The 21,064-nt window shown below is 62.5% G+C and carries 21 protein-coding genes; 13 read left to right on the top strand and 8 right to left on the bottom strand.

What is annotated here, in order from left to right; all coding sequences use genetic code 11:
• Window positions 1-42: 42 nt before the first annotated feature.
• From QZ648_RS14395 to QZ648_RS14430, 8 genes are all read left to right on the top strand, one after another.
• Entirely contained in the window at window positions 43-639 is a 597-nt protein-coding gene (locus tag QZ648_RS14395) for an HNH endonuclease (protein WP_291997456.1), read from the top strand.
• A 25-nt stretch (window positions 640-664) separates the two neighbouring features.
• On the top strand, window positions 665-1,204 hold the full coding sequence (locus QZ648_RS14400; protein WP_291997598.1) for a cold shock domain-containing protein: 540 nt from the start codon (window positions 665-667) through the stop codon (window positions 1,202-1,204).
• A 102-nt stretch (window positions 1,205-1,306) separates the two neighbouring features.
• Window positions 1,307-2,038 (top strand): transposase, encoded by a 732-nt coding sequence (locus QZ648_RS14405; protein WP_291997457.1) that lies wholly within the window; start codon window positions 1,307-1,309, stop codon window positions 2,036-2,038.
• An 868-nt stretch (window positions 2,039-2,906) separates the two neighbouring features.
• Entirely contained in the window at window positions 2,907-3,272 is a 366-nt protein-coding gene (locus QZ648_RS14410; RefSeq protein ID WP_169066390.1) for a hypothetical protein, read from the top strand.
• A gap of 306 nt (window positions 3,273-3,578) precedes the next feature.
• Window positions 3,579-3,977, top strand: coding sequence for a GFA family protein (locus tag QZ648_RS14415; protein WP_169066389.1), 399 nt, complete (start codon window positions 3,579-3,581; stop codon window positions 3,975-3,977).
• Window positions 3,978-4,152: 175 nt separating this feature from the next.
• Window positions 4,153-4,362: a type II toxin-antitoxin system HicB family antitoxin gene (locus tag QZ648_RS14420; RefSeq protein ID WP_291997458.1), complete on the top strand. Its 210-nt coding sequence runs from the start codon at window positions 4,153-4,155 to the stop codon at window positions 4,360-4,362.
• Between the two features lie 3 nt (window positions 4,363-4,365).
• Window positions 4,366-4,590 (top strand): type II toxin-antitoxin system HicA family toxin, encoded by a 225-nt coding sequence (locus QZ648_RS14425; RefSeq protein WP_291997459.1) that lies wholly within the window; start codon window positions 4,366-4,368, stop codon window positions 4,588-4,590.
• 138 nt (window positions 4,591-4,728) lie between these two features.
• On the top strand, window positions 4,729-5,226 hold the full coding sequence (locus QZ648_RS14430) for a VOC family protein (protein ID WP_169066399.1): 498 nt from the start codon (window positions 4,729-4,731) through the stop codon (window positions 5,224-5,226).
• Window positions 5,227-5,313: 87 nt separating this feature from the next.
• Here the strand turns inward: QZ648_RS14430 and QZ648_RS14435 are convergent, their stop codons facing one another.
• Complete coding sequence (locus QZ648_RS14435; RefSeq protein WP_366144150.1) at window positions 5,314-5,646, bottom strand: phage integrase N-terminal SAM-like domain-containing protein; 333 nt, start codon at window positions 5,644-5,646, stop codon at window positions 5,314-5,316.
• Between the two features lie 215 nt (window positions 5,647-5,861).
• Between QZ648_RS14435 and QZ648_RS14440 the strand changes: the two genes are divergently transcribed.
• The gene (locus tag QZ648_RS14440; RefSeq protein WP_169066385.1) at window positions 5,862-7,421 is read left to right on the top strand and encodes a toll/interleukin-1 receptor domain-containing protein; all 1,560 of its coding nucleotides are present in this window, start codon (window positions 5,862-5,864) and stop codon (window positions 7,419-7,421) included.
• A 218-nt stretch (window positions 7,422-7,639) separates the two neighbouring features.
• Here the strand turns inward: QZ648_RS14440 and QZ648_RS14445 are convergent, their stop codons facing one another.
• Complete coding sequence (locus tag QZ648_RS14445) at window positions 7,640-8,443, bottom strand: fibro-slime domain-containing protein (protein ID WP_291997460.1); 804 nt, start codon at window positions 8,441-8,443, stop codon at window positions 7,640-7,642.
• Between the two features lie 620 nt (window positions 8,444-9,063).
• On the opposite strand from QZ648_RS14445, the gene QZ648_RS14450 reads away from it, so the two are divergent.
• The 3 genes from QZ648_RS14450 (at window position 9,064) to QZ648_RS14460 (ending at window position 13,638) form a co-directional block, all read left to right on the top strand.
• The gene (locus QZ648_RS14450) at window positions 9,064-11,301 is read left to right on the top strand and encodes an NADP-dependent isocitrate dehydrogenase (protein WP_291997461.1); all 2,238 of its coding nucleotides are present in this window, start codon (window positions 9,064-9,066) and stop codon (window positions 11,299-11,301) included.
• Between the two features lie 159 nt (window positions 11,302-11,460).
• Entirely contained in the window at window positions 11,461-12,774 is a 1,314-nt protein-coding gene (locus tag QZ648_RS14455) for a ferredoxin reductase family protein (protein WP_291997462.1), read from the top strand.
• 66 nt (window positions 12,775-12,840) lie between these two features.
• Entirely contained in the window at window positions 12,841-13,638 is a 798-nt protein-coding gene (locus QZ648_RS14460) for an alpha/beta fold hydrolase (RefSeq protein ID WP_169066382.1), read from the top strand.
• Window positions 13,639-13,697: 59 nt separating this feature from the next.
• Here the strand turns inward: QZ648_RS14460 and QZ648_RS14465 are convergent, their stop codons facing one another.
• From QZ648_RS14465 to cbiB, 4 genes are all read right to left on the bottom strand, one after another.
• Window positions 13,698-15,332, bottom strand: a complete 1,635-nt coding sequence (locus tag QZ648_RS14465) for a glycosyltransferase family 39 protein (RefSeq protein WP_291997463.1) — start codon at window positions 15,330-15,332, stop codon at window positions 13,698-13,700.
• A 195-nt stretch (window positions 15,333-15,527) separates the two neighbouring features.
• A complete protein-coding gene (locus tag QZ648_RS14470; protein ID WP_291997464.1) occupies window positions 15,528-16,436 on the bottom strand; it encodes a cobalamin-binding protein in 909 nt (302 codons plus the stop codon).
• A 1-nt stretch (window position 16,437) separates the two neighbouring features.
• On the bottom strand, window positions 16,438-17,439 hold the full coding sequence (gene cobD / locus QZ648_RS14475; RefSeq protein ID WP_291997465.1) for a threonine-phosphate decarboxylase CobD: 1,002 nt from the start codon (window positions 17,437-17,439) through the stop codon (window positions 16,438-16,440).
• Window positions 17,432-18,388: an adenosylcobinamide-phosphate synthase CbiB gene (cbiB, locus tag QZ648_RS14480; RefSeq protein WP_291997466.1), complete on the bottom strand. Its 957-nt coding sequence runs from the start codon at window positions 18,386-18,388 to the stop codon at window positions 17,432-17,434. The genes cobD and cbiB overlap by 8 nt, the downstream gene beginning before the upstream one ends.
• A gap of 35 nt (window positions 18,389-18,423) precedes the next feature.
• Here cbiB and QZ648_RS14485 point away from each other — a divergent pair, with 35 nt between their 5' ends.
• Window positions 18,424-19,935, top strand: coding sequence for a cobyric acid synthase (locus QZ648_RS14485; RefSeq protein ID WP_291997467.1), 1,512 nt, complete (start codon window positions 18,424-18,426; stop codon window positions 19,933-19,935).
• A 3-nt stretch (window positions 19,936-19,938) separates the two neighbouring features.
• Here QZ648_RS14485 and QZ648_RS14490 read toward each other — a convergent pair whose 3' ends face one another.
• Both QZ648_RS14490 and cobU read right to left on the bottom strand, forming a co-directional pair.
• On the bottom strand, window positions 19,939-20,403 hold the full coding sequence (locus tag QZ648_RS14490; protein WP_169066377.1) for a universal stress protein: 465 nt from the start codon (window positions 20,401-20,403) through the stop codon (window positions 19,939-19,941).
• A 95-nt stretch (window positions 20,404-20,498) separates the two neighbouring features.
• Window positions 20,499-21,044, bottom strand: coding sequence for a bifunctional adenosylcobinamide kinase/adenosylcobinamide-phosphate guanylyltransferase (gene cobU / locus QZ648_RS14495; RefSeq protein ID WP_291997468.1), 546 nt, complete (start codon window positions 21,042-21,044; stop codon window positions 20,499-20,501).
• Window positions 21,045-21,064 lie beyond the last annotated feature (20 nt).

Here is a 21,064-nt window from a genome sequence, read left to right on the forward strand (position 1 = left end):
TATATGCCGAAATCGGTGTCGACTAAACCTTGGGCCTGACACATGGAAATCAACACCGTTGGCGAGTTGCTGCACTGGTCATACGCGAACCTTGCGATGGCGCACTCATCCATTACCGCGAAAGCCGAAAAGTACGGGCGCACACAGTTCATGATTCGTTCTCGCCTCTACAAAGGCCTGAATAATCAGACCATGAGCATTGGCCCTCTAGCTGACGATGAACGCTTGAAGATGGTGCTGCCCCAGGCTTGCTGCTACTGCGGGAGTCGCGACTATTTGTCTATTGACCATCTCATTCCAACAAAGCGGGGCGGCGCAAACACCGGCGACAACCTCGTCTGGGCGTGCCGTTCATGCAATAGCTCAAAGTGCGCCCGTGACGCGCTCGAATGGCTAGTGGAGAAAAACCAATTCCCCCCTATCTTGCTTCTTCGCCGTTACCTGAAACTCGCGATTGAAATGAGCCGAGAAAGAAATCTCATGGATACACCGCTTGCCGAAGCACTAGAACTGCCATTCTCATTATCTGCAATTCCGCAGGCATTCCCACAGCCCAGCCAATTACGGTTGTGGGTGGTGGAAATGGCCCAACCCGGCGTTCCAGGCGACCTTGCGCATAAAACCGCGCAAGTCGCCTGAACTCTACGTTAGCGATTTTATTGATATGCGTATCGAAGGCACTCTCTCAAAATGGGATGATGAACGAGGTTTCGGATTCATCACACCAACAAAGGACGGCACCGCTGAGGTCTTTGTCCATGTTTCAGCCTTTCCTCGGGATGGTCAGCGTCCGTCCATAGGTGAGTTACTCTCTTTCGAGATAGAAACAGACAAGAATGGAAAGAGAAAAGCAAAAAACCTCTTGTGCCCCAATCGCGTGATTCGGCTTTCTAACCAACAGCCAGCGACCCGTAGTCGCCACGAAAAACCTAGCCTTCTTGGGCGCATCGTTCCCCTTGTGATTATTGGTGCCTTGCTCGTCTATAGTTACGGTGAATACTCTCGTCGCGCTATGCGGCAAGCGCCTGCCGCAGTTCAACACAACGATCAATTGGCGCCATCGGCCTTTCGGTGCGACGGTCGGACTCATTGCTCACAGATGACTTCCTGCACCGAGGCCACATTCTTCTTGAGAAACTGCCCAAACGTCCAGATGGATGGCAACAACGATGGCGTACCGTGCGAGCAACAGTGGTGCCGTTAGTGAGCGCATTCCTATGTTTCATTACCCACAAAGGGCTAACCCATTCATTAGCAAAAGGGCCCAGGCCCGATTTAACTGGAAGAGCCTGCCATCCTCAACGACATGCCCCGTCGTCCCCGCATTCATCTCCCAGGTTTTCCCCTGCACGTCGTTCAGCGGGGATATAAGCGCGACGCCTGCTTCTTCGCTGAGGAAGACTACCTCGCCTACCGCGAATGGCTGGGCGAGGCGCGCCAAGCCACCGCTTGCGCGCTGCACGGCTACGTCCAGATGACCAAGCACGTGCACGGCTTGCTGTCTGCGCCGGAATCCGAGGCTGTCTCCCGGCTGATGATTTCGCTGGGCCGGCGCTACGTGCAGTACATCAACAAGTCGTACCGTCGCACCGGCACCTTGTGGGACAGCCGCTACCAGTCTTCCCTGGTGCAGGCCGATTTCTATCTACGCCTTTGTCAGCGCTATATCGAACTCAATCCCGTGCGCGCAGCGATGGTCGATGACCCGGCGCACTATCGCTGGAGTAGTTATCGGACGAACGGACTGGGGCAGAGGGACTCATTGCTGACTCCGCATGCGCTGTATTCCAGTCTGGGCGCAAACGAGGCTGACCGGCTGGTGAACTCTCGCTCCTTGTTCCGCCCGGTACTGGATAGCGAGGCAATCAGCGACATCCGCATGGCCTTGGATCAGGGACAGCCGCTCGGGGATGCTCGGTTTATCGACAGCATCGAACGGGCCACTGGACAGCGGCGCGAAATTTGCCCGCGGGGTCGGCCGCGGAAGGCAATGCTTGAAGAAACGGGACCACAGGACCAGAAGTCACTGGATATGTGAGCCTGGCCCCTGTTTTTTCTTTCTTTTTTTTTTGCTCTCTTAATGTAAAAGTCGCGCAAGCGACTCACGAAACTCCCTTCTCCCCTCGCGGGAGAAGGGTCAGGGGAAGAGGGAAAACGGTCATGACTTTCATGATTTGGTGTGTCTCCACGTGTCATGACCGTTAATGTGAAAGTCGCGCAAGCGACTCACGAAACTCCCTTCTCCCCTCGCGGGAGAAGGGTCAGGGGAAGAGGGAAAACGGTCATGACTTTCATGATTCGGGGTATCTCGACATGTCATGACCGTTAGCCCTGCAGTCGCCGACTGTCGCTGCCCTCATCAAGCACGGTCAATCGTCGCCCAGGCCCCGACCAGCTCGCTGACAGCTCGCGCCGGCAAGACCATGGTCGCTGCCGCCCACCAGCAAACCCGTGCCGGCCTGGTCGATGCAAGGATCGGAGCTTCCCTGACGAGTCACGATGCTTCCCTGACGCGTCGGGATGCTTCCATGAGGCGTCACGATGCTTCCCTGACGCGTCGGGATGCTTCCATGAGGCGTCACGATGCTTCCCTGATGCGTCGGGATGCTTCCATGAGGCGTCACGATGCTTCCCTGACGCGTCGGGATGCTTCCACGAGGCGTAACGATGCTTCCCTGATGCGTCGGGATGCCTCCCGGATGCCTGCGGCCGCCTCCCTGGTCATGCAGTAGCCGATTCGGCAGGAGAGATTGCCGGCACGGATCAAGCTGTGCGCATTATCAGCGGGCCCGGTGGCCGCTGCGCGCACGCGCCACGAAACGTGTTGACAATTTTGGCGGCCCGGTCCTAATCTCTTCTCCGAGGGTAATCCGCTCCTCGGCAACTTCACTTTCCGGGAGAAAAAAATGGCAAAGAACGAGAACGTTCGTCTGCAGGCAGAAATACTCCAGGCGGATGAAAGAACCTTCTTGGCGGTCAAGGCGATCACCGATTACAGCCCGGCCAACCCGGCCTACAGTTTCGCCACCCTGGCCGCCAAGAACGAGGCCCTGCACGCCGCCCAGGAAGCCGAGCTGCGCGCCGAGAACGCCTTCAACGCCGCTCGCGACGCCAACGTTGCCATCCAGTGGGAGTATCACAATCTCATTCTCGGCGTCAAAGACCAGGTCATCGCCCAATTCGGCCCCAATTCCGACCAGGTCGCCTCGCTGGGCCTGAAGAAGAAATCCGAGCGCAAGTCACCGGCCCGCGCCAGCAAACCTGCCGCGTAGATCGGCGCCTGTGATTTGGCACGCGTTCAGGATGGCGGGAAACAGGGGAGGCGGGAAACAGGCGGAAACAGCGGAAACAGGCGACGCACCACGGTTTTCCGGAGCCAGGATCGCATTCACGACGCCCAAAACCCGGTTCTAAACCATGATCTGTCCCCGAATCTCCGAATCTCCGAACCGTGGTCTGTCCCCGAATATCGCCGAATCTCGCCGAATCTCGCCACTTGAGGCTGCGATGAGTTCATCGATTTATTGAACCTGATTCGCGTTTGGTGACTACTCGTAGAATACCAAGGAGTTTCCGTTATGACTTACTCTGGACAGTGCTTATGTGGCGCCATTCGATATCAGCTCTCGGGTGAACCAAAGGTCGTTGCCTTGTGCCACTGCAGCGACTGCCGACGAAGCGCAGGCGCGCCCATGGTGGCTTGGGCAATGTTTCCAGAAACTGCCTTGACCCTGACGAAAGGGCAGCCGAAGACGATTAACTCGTCAGGTACTGCCATGCGGAGTTTCTGCGCTGACTGCGGAAGCGGGTTGTTCTACCGGAATGCAGACGTACTCCCTGGAATTGTCGACGTACAGTCCTCAACGCTTGACCATCCGGAGGCACTACCACCAACAGTGCAAATACAGACGGCCGAACGGCTGGAGTGGATGGAGCATATTCATGAACTTCCTTATTTCGAGAGATTTCCAGTGTAGGCCGAAGATGACGCCCAACCCGGCTGTCGAGTGGGACGGCCAAGCAGCTGCGCTGCTTGCTTCCCTCCGCGCTGCGCGATTCGGCCGCCCCTCCCTTCCACGTTGGGCATCGCCGGTTGCCTATCGCAGAGCGTAGAATGATAATCTGCTTTCGCAAATGATTTCGGAGCCAGCCATGAAAGTCTATTCAGCGGTAATCGAACGCTGCCCACAAACAGGCCTGTTCGTCGGTTTCGTTCCCGGTTTTCCCGGTGCTCATTCCCAGGGAGAAACCTTGGATGAAGTCAATCACAATCTCCACGAGGTAGTCACAATGCTTCTGGAAGACGGTGAACCCACTCTTGAGTCCGAGTTTGTTGGGGTTCAAAACGTTGCCGTAGCTTGAGCTATGGGCAACGTTCCCGTCCTCAAGCCCACCGAGGTCATTGCCATTCTTCTCCGACTCGGCTTCTCGGAAGTCCGCCAAACCGGCTCGCACAAGCCATTTCGCGATGCTGTCGGTCGCTGCACCACCGTGCCGTTTCATCAAGCTCGAGACATCTCACCGATCTTGCTCCGTCAGCTCGCCAAAGACATTGGCCTCGCGCTTGATGAGTTGCTCAAACACAGATAGCCCTACCCGGCAGTCCACACGGACGCTGCGCGATAAAGCCGCGCAGCTGCGCTGACGTCTACCTTGGGCCGTGTACCCGAAGCACCGTGGGTACCCACACGGCGAATGCGAAACATTGATGCCGAGCAAAGGAGCGATATGTCGAAAGTTGCTAAAAATACGATTTGCCTTTGGTACGACGCTGACGCCGAAGATGCCGCAGCATTTTACGCCGCTACTTTCCCCGATTCTTCGGTCGACGGTGTTCACCGCGCGCCAGGCGATTTCCCTGGCGGCAGGGAAGGTCAGGTGTTAACTGTGCTCTTCACTGTGATGGGAATACCTTGTCTAGGAATCAACGGTGGTTCCGCATTCAAACAGACCGAGGCGTTCTCATTTCAAATTGCAACCACGGATCAAGCTGAGACCGATCGCTACTGGGATGCAATTGTCAGCAATGGCGGGACTGAGAGCGCCTGTGGCTGGTGCAAGGACAAATGGGGCCTTTCATGGCAGATTACCCCGTTGGCCTTGACTGAGGCAATCATCGATCCAGATCGCACTGCGGCAAAGCGCGCATTTGAAGCGATGATGTCCATGGGAAAAATTGATATCGCGACCATTGAGGCCGCACGCCGTGGAATTGCGCCAAATTAGAACTTAGGCGATTGCCGGAAAAGAACGTACCAGATTGCGCCGGATTTTCGGTCGGCTTCAAGGCGCGACAACAGGCGCATAGTCGAACTATGAAACTGTTGTCGTAACACAGAAGACGGGTGAAAAGACAAGCAAGATGGTATGTTCTTTGACAGAAATCGCCTTAAGACCGTACAGATCGAGCTTGAGCGAACTCCCGGAGTGCGTTTCACGCAGCTCGGCAAAGTAATCCAGCAGGTCGGCCTCGCTCAGATCGTCGATCTGATGAGCGAAGTAGTCTCCCACCCGGCGCACGGCGCGCGAATACGCGTCGATTGTCTTCGGCTGCAAGCCCTTGCGTTTCAGGTGCTTCTGGTGCTTCTGGTGCAGCTCGTAGTTCGTGTCAAAATTCGTCGTGGCGACAACGGACATCTCTTCCATCTTGCGGTAACCTCGCATTCGTCATGAACATCCCTCGGATGAGGGGCGAGGTCACATCTTGACTTCAGCACGACTACAGCACCGCGCTTTCCTCCGCGTAGCGGCTTCGTCCAACCCGGCAGCCAAGCTCGCGCCGTTCGCTCGCTGGACGCTGCGCGATAGCGTGCCGCGCAATGTCGCTTACCTTGCGCTTACCTTGAACGTCGGGCGTAGCCATGCCTAGCCCCGCCTCCAAGAGCAAGGGAAAGGGAAAGGGAAAAACCGTGCCGGAAATCATGAGCGACCCGGTCGCGGAACTGGACGCGAGAATCGGGGCTTACCCTGAGCTGCTACTGCTCAGCCAGCAGTGGAATCCCGAATCGGGCCTCATCCAGTTCGCCGACGGCGAGGAGGTCTACGTCCGTGCCAAGGCGACGCTCATCGGCAGCTGGGGACATTCCGGGAGCTGGCGATGGGCGTGGCCGAACGAGTCGCTACCTGCGGCCGCGCGCAAGGCTTCGCTGCGCCTGAAGGAACTCGCGCAGGTCACCGGTCGCGCCGAATTCCTGAACGAAAATTCCTTCCCCGCCACAGCGCTGGAAGCGAGGAAGCTGGTGGCCGAGGTCTGCCATCACCTCGCTGCGGCCGCTGCCTGCAACGTCGGCGCGGAGCAGGCTGTGTGGTGGTTCGCGCTGCACGCTATCGAACACCTCCGGCCGCTCGACGCGCTGACGCAGCGCGCCGGCGAGAGCGCAGCTCAAGTCCTCGCGCAGGGACATAGCGTCATGATCCTGAACGCTCTGCGGGCTCGCTTCCCCGGGCTGAGGCTGCAGCTCATCGGGCGCGACCTGCGCGGCGATCCGCAGCCGTGGGCGCATGACCTGCACGCGCAGATTCTGTTCGATTACCAGCGCCTGACTACGCACAAGGTACGCGACTTCAGCGGTGCCAATCTCGCGCATGCGCGATTCGACGACTCCATTCTGCGCGGCATCGTCCTCCAGGAAGCGACTTTCGAGGGGGCCACGCTGGTGGACACCGACCTCTCGCGAGCCGACCTGCGCGGCGCATCGTTTAGGCATGCCTTCCTCAACGGCACCAACTTCAACCGCGCACAACTCGCTGGCGCCGACTTCACCGGCGCCGAGCTGTCCGGCACCCTCCTCACCGACGTCGACCTGTCGGACGTGAAAGGGCTCGACGCGGTGCATCACATGACGCCGAGCGAGATCTCGCTGAGCACGCTCACCGCGTCGCAGTTCAAGCTGTCGCCGGCGTTCCTGCGGCGGGCCGGCGTCTCGCGCGGCCTGATCGAGGACCTCGCGAAAGGTCAGCGCTTCGCCCGTCAGTACGAGACCTGCTTTCTCTCCTACAGCTCGAAGGACACGCCCTTCGCGGAGAAGCTGTACCGGTCGCTGCAAGACGCCGGTGTGCGCGTGTTCTGGGACCGCTTCGACGTGCTTCCTGGCGAGTCGCTGCGCGACCAGGTCATCGAGGCCATCCACCAGCACGACCGCCTGATCGTTGTCCTGTCCGACAACGGCATGGCAAGCGACTGGGTGCGCCAGGAGATCGAGCTAGCGTGGCACCACAAGCGCGACTCGCTGGTGCCCATCCGCCTCTGTGCAATCGAGAAAGTTCAGGCATGGACGACAAAATACGAGACCTTGCCCGATCTTGCGGGGCTCTTCCCGATCCTCGACTTCTCGGCCTGGCGCAAGAAAGGCGACTACGCGCGCACCGTCTCGCTGCTCCTCAGGTCACTTGCCGGAGGAGCTGAGTTCTGTCCCCGGTAAGCCCCGCTCATCCCCACCGACGCCACGGGCTGTACAAAGCGCCTGGCAGGACGGGCTGGAACTCGGCGCATGCCTTGCGTGAAGAGCATCGGAAAGCGGTGTACGGGGAAACTGCATGCACGGTCTGATGAGCAGAGGGCAGGTGAAAACCTGCCCTCTACCCTGCCCTACCCGTTATGGGTAAGCCCGCGGCTATGCGGATAGCAGCCCGCTTCAGCCTATGCCCGTCGCCGCCGGCCAGACAAGAGTGCCAGCAGCGCCGAACCGGCAAGGAGCAAGCTTCCGGGCTCCGGGACATCCACAGGAGGAGCAATCTCCAGGGTAGTGGTGATGGCGAAATTTGACTCCGTAGTGTGCCGCTCGGCGAAGAATATGTCGAGATCGTAGGAGGTAGCGGCGGTCAGCCCCAATAATTTCAGGTCCTCCTCGGTAAAGCTGCCGCTTACCGCACCATGCACGCCGCCAAGATCCATCACGAGTTTTCCATCGACGAAGATCCACAGGTCGTCGTCGCCGGTGAAGGTGAAGATCTTGTCCGCACCGAGGGTGGGATCGCTGAAAGACAGCAGTCCCTCCAAGTGCATGGTGAAGTGGTAATTATGTGGGTTGCCCTGGTTGCCGTACAGCAAGCCGTCAATGGGAAAGAAAGCGCTGCTGCTGTAACTGAAAGTTCCGGCGGGACCCTCGCTCAAGGAGAGCGAAGTGGGGGTCGAGAGATTGAAGCCGGTGGAGTCGACATACCATTTTGCAAAGTTCGCCACCGTCGATCCACCGGTTACGATAGCCCCACCCGCTGTCGGCAGCCCGCCCGTCAGGGTTGAGGCCACCATTCCCGTTGTCAAACCCGGTATGGCACCTTCGAAGTCTGTCAGCCGTGTACAAGTAGTGCCGATACTCGGCGCGCAAAAGTCCCGAATCGTCCCGGTCAAGGTCACGCCCATGGCTCCCGTACTCCAACCCAAGCTCACCAGAGCCAGCGCAGCCAGCGCCCGACTTCCACTTCGGCAGTTCTTGATATTCATTACTCATTCTCCAAGAGAAAAAATTGTATGGAAGGGTACCGGCGCGTGCACCATTTGCCGGACCGACGAGAAGGCATCGATCACCTGTTGCGATGTTGGCTGCTTCGTGTCATAGAGCAAATAGCAGGTTTCGTGCCATGGCCCACAGATCGCCGACAATACTGTTTTAAATCCTTGTCCTGGATGTTGTTCACGAGGTCTTTACAGGCTCTGGACAAGTCTCCCTCCCGTTTGACTGTAAAGTTTGCCGACACGGTCGTCGCTTCTGACAGCAGGGTCACCCATTTGCCGGCCTCGGCCATGCATCGAGTAGGGCGAGAACAGGGTTAGCGATAGCCGGGCGATGCGCGTAAGCCCCCTGCGCGAGACGAGCTGATCGTCGCCGCCTACACGAGCGGCGCTACACGCATAGGGACATTGGCGATTGTTTCGGCTTACACTACGCCCTTGGGAGCAAGCTCCCAGCATTGGCAACTCTGGCGCCAAACGGGCAACAGGGAAGAGCTGACCCGGTGATCTGCCGCTTGGCCGTTGTCTGACGTCCGAGGCGCTTCGCCGGGAGTGCTGGCTTGCTCGCACATTCGTCAAGCTGCACGCCATATATCAATCAGGGGATGAACATGTCAGAAAAGAAGTCCGGAATCATTTACACACTCACCGATGAGGCGCCGTTGCTGGCGACCTGCGCCTTCCTGCCGATCATCCGGACTTTTGCCGGGCCGGCCGGCGTCGAGGTCGAGACCAGCGACATTTCCGTCGCGACCCGCATCCTCGCCGAATTCCCCGACTACCTGAGCGACAAACAGAAGGTTCCGAACACCCTCGCCGACCTCGGTCGTCGCACCCTGCTGCCGGAAACCAACATCATCAAGCTGCCGAACATCAGTGCCTCCCTGCCGCAATTGATGGCGGCGATCAAGGAACTGCAGGCGCACGGCTTCAATGTGCCCAATTTCCCCGAGAACCCGAAAACCGCAGTGGAAGAAGATATCAAGGCGCGCTATTCCAGGTGCCTGGGCAGCGCGGTCAATCCGGTGCTGCGCGAAGGCAACTCCGACCGCCGCGCACCGCAGGCCGTCAAGGGCTATGTGCGCAAGCACCCGCACTCGATGGCCAAGTGGAGCATGGCTTCGCGCACGCACGTGGCGCACATGACCCATGGCGACTTCTACCATGGCGAAAAGTCGATGACGCTGGACAAGGCGCGCGACGTCAAGATGGAGCTGCTCACCAAGAGCGGCAAGACGATGGTGCTCAAGCCCAAGGTCTCGTTGCTGGACGGCGAGATCATCGACTCGATGTTCATGAGCAAGAAGGCCTTGTGCGAGTTCTATGAAGAGCAGCTCGACGACGCCCGCGAAACCGGTGTCATGTTCTCGCTGCACGTCAAGGCCACGATGATGAAAGTCTCGCACCCGATCGTCTTCGGCCACTGCGTGCGGATTTTCTACAAGGAGGCCTTCGAAAAGCACGCCGAGTTGTTCGCCGAACTGGGGGTCAATGTCAATAACGGCATGTCCAACCTCTACGACAAGATCGCCACCCTGCCCGAGTCCCGCCGCGAGGAAATCCTGCGCGATCTGCACGCCTGCCATGAGCACCGTCCCGAGCTGGCGATGGTCGACTCGGCCAAGGGCATCACCAACTTCCACTCGCCCAGCGATGTCATCGTCGATGCCTCGATGCCGGCCATGATCCGCATCGGCGGCAAGATGTGGGGCGCCGATGGCCGCCCCAAGGACACCAAGGCGGTGATGCCGGAATCGACCTTTGCCCGCATCTATCAGGAGATGATCAACTTCTGCAAGACCAACGGCAGCTTCGATCCGGTGACCATGGGTACGGTGCCCAACGTCGGCCTGATGGCTCAACAGGCCGAGGAATACGGCTCGCACGACAAGACTTTCGAGATCCCGGAAGCGGGCGTGGCCAACGTCACCGATCTGGCGACCGGCGAAGTGCTGCTGACGCAGAACGTCGAGGAAGGCGACATCTGGCGCATGTGCCAGGTCAAGGATGCGCCGATCCGCGATTGGGTCAAGCTGGCGGTCACCCGGGCACGCAACTCCGGCATGCCGGCAATTTTCTGGCTCGACCCCTATCGTCCGCATGAAGCCGAGCTGATCAAGAAGGTCGAGACCTACCTCAAGGATCACGACACCAGCGGTCTCGACATCCAGCACATGTCCCAGGTGCGCGCCATGCGCTACTCGCTGGAGCGGATCATTCGCGGCCTCGACACCATTTCGGTGACCGGCAACATCCTGCGTGACTACCTGACCGACCTCTTCCCGATCATGGAACTGGGCACCAGCGCCAAGATGCTCTCCATCGTTCCCTTGATGGCCGGTGGCGGCATGTACGAGACCGGCGCCGGCGGTTCGGCGCCCAAGCACGTCAAGCAGCTGGTCGAGGAAAACCACCTGCGCTGGGATTCGCTCGGCGAGTTCCTGGCGCTGGCCGTCTCGCTCGAAGACCTGGGCATGAAGACCAACAACGCCAAGGCCACGCTTCTTGCCAAGACGCTCGATGAAGCGACCGGCAAGCTGCTCGACAACAACAAGTCGCCGTCGCCACGTACCGGCGAGCTCGACAACCGGGGCAGCCAGTTCTATCTCGCGATGTACTGGGCACAGGCACTGGCCGCACAGAGCGAAGACCAGGAACTGGCGGCGCACTTCACCCCACTGGCCAAAACGCTGACCGAGAACGAGGCAAAGATTGTCGAAGAGTTCCGGGCAGTCCAGGGCCGGCCGGTCGATATCGGTGGCTACTACGCCGCCGATTCGGAGAAGTGCAAGGCTGTGCTGCGCCCCAGCGCAACCTTCAACCAGGCATTGGCCGCAGCACGCGTCTGACCTGCGACACGGCCTTCGGGCCGTGATCCTTGGCAACTCCGGGGTCCCCACGGCCCCGGAGCCAGCTCCTTTCAGCTCCTTTCAGCTCCTTTCAGCTCCCTCCCGGATCCGGCTCACCCGCCGCCAGCGAGCCCGGCGCAACTTCTCTCCTTCTCGCTCATGCATCGCTACGTCTATCTCCTGCTGGCAGCACTCAGCGCCGCCTGGATCAGCAGCCAACCGCTGACCGCCCTGCTCACTCCTGCCGCCGAGCGTCCGTGGGAGTTCTATGTGGCCCTGCTCCACGGCAGCGGCTATTTGTCGGCGACCTTGATGTCGGTGGCCATGCTCCTGGCGCTGCGCGGGCCGCGCCTGGAAGCGCTCGTCGGCGGACTGGACCAGTTGTATCGCGTTCACCGGCAAGTCGCCTTGCTCGCCATCGGCCTGGGCGCTACCCACTACGCGCTCAAGCTCGCCAGCAAGGCCCTGCGCCGCAGCGGCCTCCTCGCCAAGCCGGAAGATGCCAAGAGCCTGGCGCTGCAGATCTTTGAGTCCTGGCGCCCGATCGCCAAGGACTTTGCCGAATGGGGCCTCTATGTGGCCCTCGCTCTGGTCGCCGTAGCGCTGCTGCGACGCATTCCTTACCGCTACTTTGCCCGCCTGCACCGATTGATGCCAATCCTCTTCCTGCTCTTCGTCGTGCACTCGGTGGTGTTCATGCCGTCGCCGTTCTGGACCGCAATCGCCGGCCCACTGGCGGCGCTGTTAATGCTCGGTGGCACGGTCGCCGCCATCCTCTCACTGAGTGGATGGATAGGCGCCCGTCGCCGCACACTCGGCGAGGTCAGCGAAGTCCGCCCGATCGGCCTCGGCGTGCTCGAGGTACATGCCCGGCTGCGGGGCTGGAAAGGTCACCAGAGCGGCCAGTTTGCCCTGGTCACTTTCGACCCACGCGAGGGCGCGCACCCGTTCACGATTGCCTCGGCCTGGCAGGGTGACGGACAGGTGCGATTTGGCATCAAGAGTCTCGGCGACTACACGCGCACACTGCCCAGTCGGCTGCGGGCCGGCGACCCGGTCATCGTCGAGGGACCCTACGGCCGCTTCGATTTCGTCGCCGCGCAGGCGCGCCAGATCTGGATCGCCGGCGGCATCGGCCTGACCCCTTTTGTCGCCCGTCTCGAAGCACTCGCCAGCGCGGGCGGCAAGCCCCCTCCGATCGATCTCTTCTACTGCACACGCCAGGTCGACGCCGACATCGTGGCTCGCCTGAGCGCTGGCGCCGCGGCTGCCGGCGTCTGCCTGCACGTAATCGACAGCAGCCGCGGCGATAGCCTGAGCGTCGAGCGGCTGCTCGCCGACGTACCGGCCTGGGCCGAAGCCAGTATCTGGTTCTGTGGTCCGACGGCTTTCGGCCTCGCCATGCGTGCAGGACTGACCGCCCGCGGACTTGCCCCTGGCGCCTTCCACCAGGAGGCCTTCGAGTTTCGCTGAAACTTGCGCCAGTCTGCCCCTGCTCAGTCAGGTCCAAGGCCGGCCCGTGCTAAAGTCGAAGCCGGCATGAAAACCAGACGAATCCATACCCTGCACCGACCAGCCGTCGGCCCGACGCGTTCGCCGCGGCTCCTTTTTGTCCATGGCGGCTACGCCACGGCGGGCTGCTGGGACGCCTACTTCCTACCTTACTTCAGCCGTCTCGGTTTCGATTGCCGGGCGCTTGATCTCGCCGGCCACGGCACCAGCGACGGCCGCGAGCGGCTCGACTCCTTCGGGCTCGACGACTATGTCGAAGACGTCACGCAGGTCGCGCAAGGGATCGCGGAGCCGCTGATCCTGATCGGACACTCGATGGGCTGCGTCGTCGTCGAGCGCGTCCTTGAACAGCAGCCGGCGCAAGCCGCGATCCTGATGGCGCCGGTACCGCCCGGCGGCATTCTTGGTGCGACGATGAACATCGCCTGCAGCCAACCGTCGTTCTTCGGCGAGCAGGCGCGCGCCACGCAGGGCGAGTACAGCGAGAAAACATTGCGCACGATACGCGACGTGTACTACTCACGCGACACGAAAACCGAGGATCTGCTCCGCTTCGGAAAGCTGTTCCAGTCCGAATCCCGGCGCGCCCTCCTCGATCTGACGCTACTGGCGATGCGCATCGGCGGACGCCGGCCGAAGCTGCCGGTTCTGGTTGTTGGCGGCGAGGCCGACGCAGTTTTCCAGGCGAGCCTGCTACGCTTCACCAGCAGCCGCTGGCAGGCGCAGGAGGCCGTCATTCCGGCCGCCGGCCATACCCTGATGCTCGACGCCCATTGGCAGGCTGGGGCGGCGACGATCGCCGCCTGGATCGAGCTGCTGCCGTAGCGGCTTGGCAGCAGCTTGAAAAGCGGGCTGCGCCATGCCTGTGCGCAGCGCTTTCGCGCTCAGCCGCCAGGCGTCGCCGCCTGGCAGTCCTTGAGCTGCCGACGCTGCTCGGCGTCGAGCCTCCAGACGGTTCGTTTTTCATCGGCAAATGCAATCGCCTGCTCGGGGAGGAATGCATAGCGCTGCGCCTGCGCGGTTTTCCCCCACACCCACAAGGAAGCGCCGCTGTAGGCGCACAATCGCGCCACGAACTCGCCGGGGAGAAGCAGGACGGCACGCATTCTTGCGGGGTCAAACTGGCCAGCGTCATAGAGCTCCTTGCGCCAGTTGTCGTGGGCCGCAATCGCCGCCACATCCTGCCAGCCGCTGACCACCCAGACGTCGTTCTCGGGCCGCAGATAGAAGGGCAGGTCGTACTCGTACTCGTCGATCATCACGATCTGCTCGTCGGGGCTGTACAAGGGCGCCACCTGCTTGCTCAAGCTTCTCGTCGAGGTCGAATCAAACACCAGCACCAGAGCAATCAAGGAAACGCACAGGCTGCCGGCAAGGAGCAGGCTGCCGCCCAGATAGAGCGAGCGCTCGGCGCGCGACGCCTGCGGCTCCTGCCCCTCCAGTCCATCCGTTCCCACCTCCTTGCGCTGCTGCAGCCAGCCAAGCAGCACGTCGGCGATCAGGAAGGCCAGCGGCGGCAGCGCCGGAAGGACGTAGCCGAGGAGCTTTGAATTCGGCAGCGAGAAGAAGACGAGAATGCCGAGCATCCACACCAGCATCAGGCTGCGGACCTCGACCCTCGCCGGGTCCACCAGGAACTTCCAGGAGCAGGCGCGCACGATCCACGGCGACCACGGCAGCGCGCCGAGAAGCAGCACCGGGACATAGAACCAGAAGGGCTGGGCATTGCTGAAGCCGGTCTGCGAGAAGCGCTGGAAGTGGTGATAGACGAAGAAGTAGTCCCAGAAACCGCTGTACAAGATCTGCATCCAGACGAACCACGGCGCAGCAACAGCAAAGAAGAGGCCGATCATCGGCAGCGACAGCAGCGCCGGGATCAAGCGGTAACGCTTGCGCAACAACACCCACGCCAGCAGGATCGCGCCGGGAAGGACAAAGCCGATCAAGCCCTTGGCAAGAACGCCCAGGGCAGCAAAAACGTAGGCTGCGGCCAGCGCAGGGCGATACGACTGGCCGCTAGCGAGGCGCAGAATGGCGCTCGCCCCACAGACGATGGTCGCCGCGATCATGCCGGCGACGAGCATGTCGAGATTGGCATACTGGGCGCCGGCAAAAAACATGGGCTGGGTCACCAGCACCGCCACCGCCAGGGTCGCCAGGCGTTGCTCGGCATAGCGCCTGACAAAGAAGAACAGCCCGCCGACGGCGACCAAGGCACCAAAAACAGACGCCAGGCGCCCCGCCCAGTCGTTGACCCCGAAGAGCTTCAGAGACAGTCCGGTCAGCCAGTAGAAAAGCGGCGGCTTGTGAAAATACGGCAGGCCATCGAGGGTCGGCGTCAGCCAGTCGCCACTGCTGAGCATCGCCCAGGCAACCCCGATATAGCGCCCCTCGTCAGGCAGCATCAGCGACCTTGTGCCGGCCAGCATGGCCAACCACGCGGCACAGAGGAGGAGCACGAGAAACTTGCTCCGCGCTTCGAGGAGGCTCGCCGCCACGGCGGAAAGAAAGTGCTTCATTTCTCTACTCGACAGGAAATGTTGCCGGGTTCAGGCCGCTGCCGCCCGGCGGCGCCGGCAGGGAGACAGCCGTCGCAGCGTTGGACGCCCGCCGCCCAGGCCTCGAGGCGATCACGAGAGAAGGTGCAAGGCGAGGCAATGGAGGTCATGGCGATCATGGGGACGTTGGGGACGTTGGTGGCAAGGAGACAGCGCTCATTTTTTTTGCGGCCGGCGGCTACGCGCCGTCTCGAGATGCTGGCAGAGCAATTCGGCGCCCTCGAGCAGGCGCGGCGTGTGGCGCTGGATCAGGTCGGGGGGGACGAAGAACAGATTATCGCGCGCTACCGCCTTGATCGACGTCCAGCCTTGCCAGTCATTGAGCCACTCGGGGCGCGATTCACTCATGCCACTGGCGACGATCGCTTCCGGATTGGCCGCAATGACCGCTTCGACAGTCACCGTCGGCGCCATCGTCTCGAGGCTGCCGAACACATTCTCGCCACCGCACAGGCGGATGACGTCGGAGATGATCTGGCGACGGCCGACGGTCATCAGGGGTTGCTTCCAGATCTGATAGAAAGTGGGCACCGGCGGCCGCTGGCCGTAGCGCTTCTGCAGTGCGGCCAGACGCTGGCGAAAGCTGGCCGCGGCCGCGTCGGCGACCGCCTTGCTGCCAGCCAGCACGCCAAGGCGCTCGATCTCGCTGGCCACGTCCTCGATACGGTCGGGCTGCGAGACGTAGACCGCGAAACCGAGTGCCCGCAAGCGCGCGAGATGGGCAGCGGCGTTGCCGCTCTGCCAGCCGATGATCAGGTCCGGGCGCAGCGCGATGACGCGTTCGAGGTCGATCTGCGAGTAACTGCCGACGCGTGCAATGGCGGCTGCCGCCGGCGGGTAACTACTGTACTCGACACTGCCGACGATGCGCTCGCCGGCGCCCGCGGCAAACAGCGTTTCGGTCAGGTGCGGTGCCAGGCTGATGATGCGCTGCGCCGGCTGAGCAAGGCGCAGCCTGGTGCCGACATCATCGATCACCTCGACCGCCTGCTCCGCCGCGTGCAGCAGACCGACGCTGCTCAGCAGGCAGATGGCAAGCGCGAGCCGCAAGGACGCAGCAAGCATATCAGGCAACCCAGGTGGCGAGAGCGGAAGCCAGGCGCTGCCACTCACTCTCGCGGCCGGGCAAGCCGCAGCGCAGCAAGCCGTGCGCCGGAAAATACCGGGTCAGAATGGCCTGCCGCGCCAGGTGTTCGAAGAGCGAGGCCGCGTGCGGCGTCGCCAGGCTGACGAACAAGGCGGTGCCGCCGAGCTCGCCGAAGGGCTGCAGCAGCACCGTCAGCCGCGCCGCGGCAGCGGCCAGTTCCTGGCGCGTCTGTGCCTGCCAGCGGCGATCGGCCAAGGCCAGTCTGGCCACCGCACGCGCCGGACCGGACAGCGGCCAGGGACCGATTGCTTCGCGCAGTAGCGCCAGCTTGTCGTCGGCAGCGAAGACAAAACCGACGCGCGCCCCGGCCAGGCCGAAGAACTTGCCGAGCGAACGCAGGACGATCAGATTGGGTAGCTCGGGGCTACCGGCCAGAGCGGCCAGGGAGTTCTCGGGCTCGGCGTCAGCAAAAGCTTCATCAACCACCAGCCAGCCACCGCGCTGCTGCAACTGCTGTGCCGCAGCGAGCAGCTCGGCGGCCGGCAAACGCCTGCCGGTTGGGTTGTTGGGGTTGCAAAGCACGATCATCGGCGTTGCCACGGCGAGGGCGCGCGGCAGCGAAACGTTCTCCAGGCGGCGCACCCGATGGCCGGCACGTTGCCAGGCCTGGGGATGTTCTTCGTAGATTGGCGTCATGCAGGCCACCGCCAAGGGCGCGAAAAGCGCTGGCAGCAGCTGAATCGCAGCCTGTGAGCCGGGCAAGGCGAGCAGCCGCTCACTGCCATAGTACGCGGCAGCAGCCGCGTCCAGACCATCGTCGTCCTCAGGCAGGCGTTGCCAGCACTGCGGGTCGATCGCCGGCACCGGGTAGGCGTGCGGATTGATGCCGGTCGACAGGTCTAGCCAGTCGGCAAGCGTCCAAACGCCGCAGGCCGCATAGTGCTCGGCAGCGGCGCGCAGCCGACCGCCATGTTCAAGCACGCGCCAGGCCCCAGCAGACGAGCAGCGCCAACCACAGCAGCATGCTGCGCCGGACGAGCGTCAAGGCCTGCGCAATATCCTCGGCAGCGGCCGGCCGGCCTTGGCCGAGGGGCGGTCGTTCCTCAAGATGGCCGTGATAGCAGGCCGGCCCGCCCAGGGCGACTCCCAGGCTGCCGGCGCCGGCAGCCATTACCGGGCCAGCGTTGGGGCTCTTCCAGTTCGCAGCCTGCTCGCGCCAGCAGCGCAAGGCGCTGCGCGTGCGCCCGCAGAGGGCGTAGGAAAGCGCGGTCAAGCGCGCGGGAATGAAGTTGAGCAGGTCATCGAGACGTGCGGCCGCCCAGCCGAAGTCGGCAAAACGCGGGTTGCGGTAACCCCACATGGCATCGAGCGTATTGGCCAGGCGAAAAAGCAGCGCCCCCGGCCCACCGAGCAGGGCGAACCAGAACAGGGCGCCGAAAATGGCGTCGTTACCGTTCTCCAGCGTCGATTCGAGGCAGGCACTGGCGACGCCGCCAGCGTCGAGGTCCTCGGTCTGCCGCGAAACCATCCAGCCAACGTGCTGCCGCGCCTGTCCCAGATCGCCGCTCGCCAGATCATCGGCAACGCGCTGAGCGTGTTCGCCGAGGCTGCGCGCGCCGAGCGCCAGGGTAAGCAAGAGCACATGCAAAAACCAGCCCAGCAGGCCCGCCGGAATCAGCCATTCGGCCAGAGCAAAAAACGGCAGGATCAGCAAGGACCAGGCCAGCAGACCACACAGGCGGCGCCCGCCACCGACGTTCAAACGGCGCTCGACGGCGTTGGCCAGGGCGCCAAAGCCGACCAGCGGATGCCAGCGCCGCGGCTCGCCGAACAGTCGATCGAGCCCGACGCCAGCCAGCGCGGCGAGCGGCAGGAAGAGGGCGGCGGGTATCTGAAGGGCAAGGAATGCTGAAGAGGACACGGTCGGCATGCGAAAATGGGAGCAACGAAAACCTGGATTCTACGATGAACGAGCGTTCCACCCCCAGCCTGATGGTTCAAGGCTGTACTTCCGACTCCGGCAAAACGACGCTGGTCGCCGCCTTGTGCCGCATCCTGCACCGCCGCGGCGTGCGCGTTGCGCCTTTCAAACCGCAGAACATGGCCCTCAATTCAGCGGTCACCATCGACGGCGGCGAGATCGGCCGCGCACAGGCGCTGCAAGCGCTGGCGGCCGGTATCCCGACGCACTCCGACTTCAATCCGGTCCTGCTCAAACCGGCGACCGACAAGCGGGCGCAGGTGATCATCCACGGCAAAGCCTTGACCGACCTCGACGCGCGCGACTACCACGCCTACAAGCCGCGTGCCATGCAGGCGGTGCTCGAATCGTGGCAGCGCCTGGGTGCACAGTACGAATGCCTGCTCGTCGAAGGCGCCGGCAGCCCGGCGGAGATCAATCTGCGCGACCGCGACATCGCCAACATGGGTTTCGCCGAAGCCGTCGATTGCCCGGTGATCCTGATTGCCGACATCGATCGCGGCGGCGTTTTCGCGCATCTCTGCGGCACCCTCGACCTGCTCTCGGCATCCGAGCAGGCGCGCGTCAAGGGTTTCGTCATCAACCGTTTTCGCGGCGACATCGGCCTGCTCGAAAACGGCCTGCGCTGGCTCGAGGAGCGCACTGGCAAGCCAGTGCTCGCCGTCCTGCCCTATCTGCACGGCCTCTACCTCGATGCCGAAGACGCCTTGCCCCGCGAAGCCCTGGCCAAGAAGGACGCGGCGCTGCGCGTGGTGGCTCCGGTGTACCCGCGCATTTCGAACCACAACGACCTCGATCCGCTGCGCTTCCACCCGGAAGTCGATTTTCGCTTCATTGGTCCCAACGAGGCCGCGCCGGCCTGCGACCTGATCGTGCTGCCGGGGTCAAAAGCGGTGCAGGCCGACCTCGCATGGCTGCGCGCGCAAGGCTGGGAGGAAGCGATCCGGCGGCACCTGCGCTACGGCGGCAAAGTGATCGGCATCTGCGGCGGACTGCAGATGCTCGGCCACCAGTTACACGATCCGCTGGGGCTCGAAGGCCCTCCGGGCAGCTCGCCGGGGCTTGGCTGGCTGGACTACGAAACGCGGCTGGCGGTCGAAAAAACCCTGCAGAACGTCCAGGGCGAGTTGTTGCTGCCGGGTGCGGCGAGTGTCAGCGGTTACCGCATCCACATGGGCGTCACCCAGGGCGCGGCCCTGGCCACGCCGGCCCTGCGGCTCGCCGGCCAGCCGGACGGCGCGCTGTCGAGCGATGGCCAGATTCTGGCCACCTATTGCCACGGCCTCTTCGACTCGCCAGCCGCACTGGCCGCCTTGCTGACCTGGGCAGGCCACCGGCCAAGGCAGGATTTCGACGCACAGCAGCGCCGGGAAGCCGACATCGATCGCCTCGCCGACGCCGTCGAAGCGCACCTCGACCTGCGTCAGCTGGCGGCCTGGCTGCCAGCGCAAGCGCTGCTGCCCGCGCCGTGCACGGCTCAACTCGACAGGTGGTGACCGTTAGTCGACCGGATCTTCGCCGCGCACCAGCAGCAAGGACCTGCGCCCCTTGCGAACCAGGCGCTCGGCGACGCTGCCAACGAAAAAGCGCTCGATGCCGCGGCAGCCGTGCGTGCCGACCACCAGCAGGTCGGCACGCCATTCGGCCGCCGCCTCGATGAGCATGTCGGAAACATGTTTCTGCTCCGACTCCACGACCTTGATCTCGACCTCGAGTCCGGCCGCGCGCGCCTTTTCGGCAGCCTTGCCGAGAAAACCTTCAGCCCCCATGCGCAAACGTGCTTCGGTCTTGCCGACACTGTTCGGCAACATCATCGCCACATCACGTTGGGCAAGCACGGTTTCGTCAATGGCATGGCAGATGGCTACCTGCGCACCGGTGCTCTTGGCCAGTTCGATGGCTGTTTCCAGTACCCTGTCGGTCATGAAACTCTGGTCCAGGGCGACCATGATTCGCTTGTACATTGCTCACTGCTCCTCGCTGGGCAGACAAGTTGTCTGACAACCTGGAGAATAGCACTCATCACGCTTGTCGAAAACAGCGCCGGATCAACGCAAGATCAACGCAAGGTCAGCGGCAAGCCGGCGACCACCAGCGTCACCCGCTCACATACCGCCGCCACCCGCTGGTTCAAGCGGCCCTGCTCGTCGGCAAACAGGCGCGACAGCGCCGCCATCGGTACGATGCCCCAACCAACCTCGTTGCTGACCAGGATGATCTGCCCGGGTAAATGCGGCAAGATCTCGACCAGGGCGGCGGTAGCGCCAGCAAAGAGCGGGCAGGAAACGCTTTCGCCTGCTTCGACCTGGCGCGCGGCGTCGCCGGCAAAGAGCAGGTTGGACAACCACAGGGTCAGACAATCGACCAGCAGGCAAACGCCCGGTGCCGCGTGCCTGCGCAAGGCAGCGGCCAGATCGACGGGCTCCTCGATCAGCCCCCAGTCAGCGCGGCGCCGTTGCCGATGGTGCGCGATGCGCTGCGACATTTCGCCGTCGAGCGCCTGCGCCGTCGCCAGGTAGACCACCTGCAGGCCACTCTCGCTGGCCCGGCGCTCGGCCAGGGCACTCTTGCCCGAACGGGCTCCACCAATGATCAGTTCTCGCATCCGGCGAAGATTAGCATGCC

It is taken from the genome of Candidatus Accumulibacter sp. ACC012, assembly GCF_907163155.1.
Taxonomy (GTDB): domain Bacteria; phylum Pseudomonadota; class Gammaproteobacteria; order Burkholderiales; family Rhodocyclaceae; genus Accumulibacter; species Accumulibacter delftensis.